This is a genomic window from Oceanobacillus sp. CFH 90083, from assembly GCF_009389585.1.
Classification (GTDB): Bacteria; Bacillota; Bacilli; order Bacillales; family Amphibacillaceae; genus Oceanobacillus.
Genome location: NZ_VIYG01000017.1, coordinates 55,751 through 62,398 on the forward strand (window position 1 = coordinate 55,751; position 6,648 = coordinate 62,398).

General features: G+C 38.5%; 6 protein-coding genes. 3 read left to right on the forward strand and 3 right to left on the reverse strand.

The features are described from left to right. Window positions 1-191 precede the first annotated feature (191 nt). From FLK20_RS18920 to murQ, 3 genes are all read right to left on the reverse strand, one after another. Complete coding sequence (locus FLK20_RS18920) at window positions 192-1,277, reverse strand: DUF871 domain-containing protein (protein WP_152658155.1); 1,086 nt, start codon at window positions 1,275-1,277, stop codon at window positions 192-194. Between the two features lie 84 nt (window positions 1,278-1,361). After that, window positions 1,362-2,729, reverse strand: coding sequence for a PTS transporter subunit EIIC (locus FLK20_RS18925; RefSeq protein ID WP_152658156.1), 1,368 nt, complete (start codon window positions 2,727-2,729; stop codon window positions 1,362-1,364). A 56-nt stretch (window positions 2,730-2,785) separates the two neighbouring features. Beyond that, window positions 2,786-3,673 carry an N-acetylmuramic acid 6-phosphate etherase gene (murQ, locus tag FLK20_RS18930; RefSeq protein ID WP_152658157.1) on the reverse strand — a complete coding sequence of 296 codons (888 nt, stop codon included), beginning with the start codon at window positions 3,671-3,673 and terminating at the stop codon, window positions 2,786-2,788. Between the two features lie 479 nt (window positions 3,674-4,152). Between murQ and FLK20_RS18935 the strand changes: the two genes are divergently transcribed. From FLK20_RS18935 to FLK20_RS18945, 3 genes are read left to right on the forward strand one after another with little or no spacing between them, the layout of a single operon-like run. Next, a complete protein-coding gene (locus FLK20_RS18935; RefSeq protein WP_152658158.1) occupies window positions 4,153-4,896 on the forward strand; it encodes a spr1630 family ClpXP-sensitive toxin in 744 nt (247 codons plus the stop codon). Window positions 4,897-4,920: 24 nt separating this feature from the next. Further along, window positions 4,921-6,111 (forward strand): spr1629 family repressor/antitoxin, encoded by a 1,191-nt coding sequence (locus FLK20_RS18940; protein ID WP_152658159.1) that lies wholly within the window; start codon window positions 4,921-4,923, stop codon window positions 6,109-6,111. 50 nt (window positions 6,112-6,161) lie between these two features. After that, window positions 6,162-6,464 carry a hypothetical protein gene (locus FLK20_RS18945; RefSeq protein WP_152658160.1) on the forward strand — a complete coding sequence of 101 codons (303 nt, stop codon included), beginning with the start codon at window positions 6,162-6,164 and terminating at the stop codon, window positions 6,462-6,464. Window positions 6,465-6,648 lie beyond the last annotated feature (184 nt).

Sequence of the window (6,648 nt, forward strand, 5' to 3'; positions counted from 1 at the left end):
AAATGAAGGATCGTCACATAGCATTATATATAAATAAAGTTCGTATAAAGAAACACTGGGTATCTTGGTTTTGAGGGGTTATTTTTGAAACATTGAGGTGGATCATAAAATAAAACGAGCGCTTTTAGAAGTCGAGATGATAAAAGTGCCCGTTTTATTGAAGTACAACTTTATTCCGCAAGACAAATCATTCACCTCGACCTGTTGTCACTAAGCTGAAATCGGAAAGCTGTACCCCCGCCTATATAATCAAGGAGCTGGATATCTTTTTCATGTATCTGTCCAAGGACATTAACACGTGTATCTGCTGGTAAATCAACCTTTGTTATTTGTACTTCTCCCTGGTATCTGCCATAAAGCTCATTATCTATGGTAATTGATCCTTTTGGACGGGCTGCTGTATTCTCCGGTTCAACAGATTGGCTGCCTGGCAGGGCATAGCCTCTCGATTCCTGTGATCGAATGACATCCCTTGCTGCATCCATGCGATTGGTATGTCCACTGTTCAAAAGCCCTAATAAACCCCTGTTTTCCACGGCTGGCTTTGCCTCCAAAAGAAAGGTATTATCCTGATGATAATGCTTTAATTGTTCCATTGTTTTTGCTCCCAGTCCTGGATCACCAATATAAATATGGTCCACCCATTCATTATGCGCTAATTCAATAAAAGCAGAAAAACTTGAACTATACCGATGCTTTTCCAGCGTAGGAAGCCGCTCATAGAGTGGCGCACGCAATGTTTCTTCACCGGGAACAAATGCCATTACCCCGATTCCAAGCTGATGCAGCCATTGATTCTTTTTATTAAAACCCTCTAAATCCAGCCCTGTTTCCGGGCGCGGATAATAATTATGCCACGCTTCCATCTGGTTTAGATTTCCTCCCAGCGATTTCATATGCTGGATACTCGCTTCCGTCATCGTGCTGGCATTTAAAGCCACCTTCATCACATGTGATAACTGAGCGATAATTTCTTCCTCGATACCGTAATCTACCCGCAGACCAGTCACCCCCCACCGGATCAGCCCTGCTGCTGTCTCCCAATCATATCCCAGATAGCTTAACGACTTGGGGGAAACATCTGCCACCAGCTCCATTTGATACTTCTTTGCCAGTCCACCTAATGCCTTTAACCGTTCCTGATAGACAGCTGGATCATCTTCAGGGATATGTAAGGATGTAAAAATTCCCGCTGCCCCGGCCTGGCTCATTTCTTGCAAATAACTTTCCCATATTTCCGGTGAGCCCTCATTTAGAAAAATAGATACACCATACATTTTTATTCCTCCATTCCTTTTCTTCTATATACACGAATGGGAATAAGCCTCCCAGCATCTGAGACCCTTATTCCCATTTTGGAATTATCCTAAGTTATCTGCCATTTCCTCTTTATATCCAAAGAAATATGTGACGATGAATCCTGCTGTATACGTGATAACCAGCCCGATGAAATAGATGAAAAACTTATTATCCACAATCAGCGGAATTAATGGAATACCAGAAACACCGATACCAGAGGAAGCTGTCTGCATCAATCCCTGGAAAGCTCCACCAACAGAAGCTCCGATACAAGCTGTAATAAATGGACGCCCCAGCGGCAGAGTTACCCCATAAATAAGCGGTTCACCAATTCCTAAAAACCCGGCTGGCAAGGCCCCTTTAATCACATTTTTCAAACGTTTATTCTTTGTTTTCACATAAATAGCAACTGCGGCACCTACTTGACTTGCTCCAGCCATTGCCAAAATCGGCAGTAATGCTGTCGCACTATATGCATTGATAAGCTCCATGTGAATTGGTGTTAATCCATGATGCAGTCCCAGCATAACCAAAGGAAGGAAGAATCCTGCTAAGATGGCACCAGCAAAAGCGCCGCCTACATCCAGCACCCAATGAATGCCCACCGTAATACCTTCTGTCAGTACACCGGCAATTGGCTGTACGACCACCAGTGTAATCGTTCCTACGATAAGAATCGTAAACATCGGTGTAAAAATAATATCTACTGCACTAGGAATCAGTTTACGAACTTGTTTCTCAAAGAATACCATTAACCAGGCTGCAAACATCGCACCAATCAGACCGCCGTAGCCAGGGGTTAATTCATTGCCGAATATGGTGATGTCTGCCAAAGCAGGATTCATTGTAATAATCCCGGCAATGGCACCTAATACAGGTGTGCCGCCAAACTCTTTTGCTGTATTCCACCCGACAACAATCGCCAGATAAGCAAAAATACTTCCGCCAAGTACAGCAAGCAGCTGCATCCATGTTAACGTAGGATCTACTCCTGAATTTTCCAGAAACCCCCGTCCTCCGTTAATGATTCCGGAACCGACAATACCAGGAATCAACGGAATGAAAATGCTTCCAATTTTTCGCAGCAGATTTTTTATTGGTGTATTATTTTTTTGTTTTATCCCCTCTTTCGTTTCTCTGGCAGCCTCTTCACCAATGAGGTTCGATGCTTCTCCTATTTTTATCCCGGTTATATCCGAGATATGAGCAGATACTTTATTGACCGTTCCAGGTCCAACAACCACCTGTATGACTTCATCTTCAATAATACCCATCACACCATCTGTCGCTTTTAAAGCAGCTTTATCCACTTTTGTCTCATCGGCAACATCTATGCGCACCCGTGTCATACAATGGGTGAAGGAGCGAATATTCTCCTTACCGCCAATATGTTTTAAAATATCTCTGGCTAATCTTTCTTCCTTTTTCATCACAGTTCCCTCCCCTTTCAATTTTGACAATATACTTTTTCGATCGATTGTTGAAATTATTCTTTGTTACGAGGAATAAACCCATTTGCTTCCTTCAGCTTCTCCTTTGCCTGGACATCATCACATTGAAATAAAATCATCACAATAGCTAATTTCACGGAATGCTTTGCTTCCAATAAGTAACGTTCCGCCGTTTCCATATCCACTTCTGTTGCCTCTGCAATAATTCTTTTGGAGCGCTCTATCAGCTTTTGGTTTGTCGGCTGCAGATCTACCATCAGGTTTTGATATACCTTCCCGATTCCAATCATTGCCGTAGTAGAAATCATATTTAATATTAATTTTTGTGCTGTACCAGCCTTCAGCCTTGTTGAACCTGTCACAACCTCTGCTCCTGTTTCTGCTTCAATCGCTACCTTGGCAATCGCACTAATTTCGGCATTTTTATTATTACTTATTGCCACAGTAGCCGCACCAACTGCATTTGCATAGCGAAGTCCCCCCTTCACATAAGGTGTACGTCCGCTGGCTGCAATCCCGATCACTGTATCCTTCGAGGTTAATCCAATTGCCTTTAAATCTTCCTCGGCGATATCTTCCCGGTCCTCAGCATTCTCAACTGCTTCCGTAATCGCTTTCATTCCTCCTGAAATTAAGCCCTGAACCATATCTCTTGATACACCAAAGGTTGGCGGACATTCTGAAGCATCCAATACACCTAATCTTCCACTTGTTCCTGAGCCAATATATATTAATCTCCCTTGGTGTTTAAAGGATTCGATGACGAGATGAACAGCCTGTTCAATAGCTGCTAATTCTTCTCTAACCACGAAAGGAACGGCTTGATCCTCTTTATTTATCATCTCCAAGATTTCTTTGATGGATTTTGTATCAATATCCATTGTCTCTGAATTACGCTGCTCTGTTGCTAATTTTTCGAACATTCTTCCACGTCCTTTCTCGATTCTGTTTCACCCAACATATCTGCGTATTGAAATACTGATGTACTAGCATTTTATGCTTTTCACATATATAAAATAACGTTTATACAGCAGATATATTTCCAAGGTACACCCGCTTATCTTATTCTCCACTCTCATCAAATTGGGATGCAGGAAAATTTTACATATATCGTAAAATAGAATACCTGCCTTTCAGTTTCGAATTCCTATTACCAATAATATAAAATTATATTTCAATAATCAATATAATTTTAAAATATAATTTTAAATCCTTGTAAATGTTCCACTTTATGTATGAGGTTATATTTTTAAATACTAAATAAAGCATGGATTATATCTTTAGAACAAATATTCATTTTCACATTTACTTTAAATAAAACACGTTTTTTCATAGATTTTTTTTTACCGTTCGATTAAAATAGATTTAAATGCGAATAAAAATATGTCTTAGAGGTGATTAAATGGATGCATATAAATTTGACACAAACGACAGTAATTTTATTGTGGAAGCTATCGTAGAAGGTTACCGGGATTATGTCGACCATCGAAAAGAACGTCATCGCAATATGAAAATCAGTTCTGCTTTCGCTTGGACAAAAGGTAATTTTATCGAAAGCAAGCTTGCTGAAAATAGTGATAGACTGCACTTCACATATAGACATGCCAAAGCGGGTTTAACATGGGATTATTTACAATTTATTCATGGAGATACAAAAAAGCTTTTTTTAATTAAAAATGCAGCCTATTTTAATAAGGATCATTTTTCTCAGGTGATTCTTCCTGGGAACGCTAATCATAAGAAGCCGCAAAGAACCTATCTTCATGAGCTTTCAAAAATAAATGAACATCTTGATTTTATGCATACGTCTCAGACTGCGGATAATTCTAATGAGATGAGTGAACAGCTTTCTTTATTTATACCGGATACACAGGCAAAGGATGAGCTGACTCATCTACAAGCATCCTATAATGAGTTTCACATTCTTACTTATAAAATAGATGAAGCTTATCAAATATCCGAGATAATGCACTATCTGCCAAACCCTAATGATAACAAAGCTTATCTAATTGAGGATCTTTCTGACTTTATATCGGGTTCTGAATTAACTGATGAAGAAAGAGACATAATTGCTCCAGAACAGGATCATGATATAATTGACCCGGCAGCATTTGACATTGGCATCTTAGAAGAGGATCAAGAATAATTTTTACAACAAGGAGGGCAATACATGTTTCAAGGTGAAAATCTGACTAATTTACGTATGATGCATGGATATTCACGCAAACAGCTCTCTGATATGTTAAATATAACGGAGCAGGCAGTGTGGCAATATGAAAATAATTATACATCACCAAAAATGCAGATAGTGAATGATTTAAAGCATATATTTCATGTTAAAAGTAAATATTTTTATAAAAAAGATGCACTCAAAAGCACAAAGAGCCAATTGAATATTGATATGATGAATATAGCTTATCGATCCAAAGAAATTAATCTTATGTCCAAAACACAATCTGAAGCAAAGCATATGGAATTTCTTGATCGATTTGTAGACTACTTATCCAATAAAATTTCTTACCCGACTCAGAAAATTATTCAGCTAAGAAATCGAATCATCGATTATTTGAACACAGCTGATGATGACAGACCAGGGCAAATTACAGCAGCAGCCAAACTTGCACGTAAAGAGCTGGGACTTGATGAGACAACGAATAGTAACCTGATGTTTCTGGCTGAAAAAAGTGGCATCTTCATTTTTGAAAAGGCAATTGGTGAGGAAATCGATGCTTACAGCTTATGGACAAAGCAGGATAGACCTTTTATTATCCTGGGAAATTTAAAACGTTCGGCGGTTCGCCGGAATTTCGATATCGCCCATGAAATTGGTCATTTATTACTTCATTATCGTGTAGAATTTACAAACTTAGATCGTAAAGAGTATAAAGCGATAGAGAATGAAGCAAATTTATTTGCAGGAGCTTTTCTGCTTCCAGAACATATATTACAAGAAGAATTTGAAACAATCGCAAGACCAACAAATCCAGATGCTTATGCAGATTTAAAGAAAAAATGGCTTGTATCCATTCAAGTTTTAGGCTATCAGGCATTAAGATCAGGCATTCTGGATTCAAAAAAACATCGTAACTTCTATGCTGCACTTCATCGAAAAGGTTATTTAAAGCAGGAGCCTTTAGATGAGATATTGCCTATCCAAAAACCGCAGAAAATCAAATCAATAATAGACTATGCAGTAAAGGAAGGCATCATTGATATCCAGCGTATGATGGATAATGATTGGATGGCTGACCTGGGTTTCTTTTATCAGTTGACAGGAATAGAAGAAAGCTTTTTTAGTCCGTATTTGAAGAAAGAGCAGGATTTTGAATTGGCTGAGATTGCAGAAATTGCATTGCATTAGTTTTTTATAAAAGTCTGCCTTTTATAATGGAAAAAGAGGATGAAAAAACGTTGAAAAAGATATTTTTTTATCTACTTATGAGCTGCTTATATATTATCTTATCTTCCTGCAATACATCTGACGCTGAAAATACGTTTATTGGAGCGATTAAAACGATAGAAAACGAAATGGCGATTATTGAAATTGAAGAAGGAGATATTTTAAGTTCAGGAAATAGAGTAAGTGTAGACCTTTCTGTGGCATCGGAAACAGAATTTAGTATTGGTGATAAAGTAAGGGTCGGGTACGATGGTGATGTTAGAGAAACAGGACCACTTGGTATTAATACTGCTTTTGCAGAATTAGTGGAGTAACTAATCTTTCATTATCAGGATTATGTTTCAGGAGAAATATGGATTATTCCTCCATACTCTAAATCTTAAGCAGTTTTCCACTATGCATCATTTCTCAAATCATAATATTCTATATAAAAAAAGAGCTGTCGCAAAATGCATGCAGGCATTTGATGACAGCTCCTTTTCTTACCTCCAGTCAAGC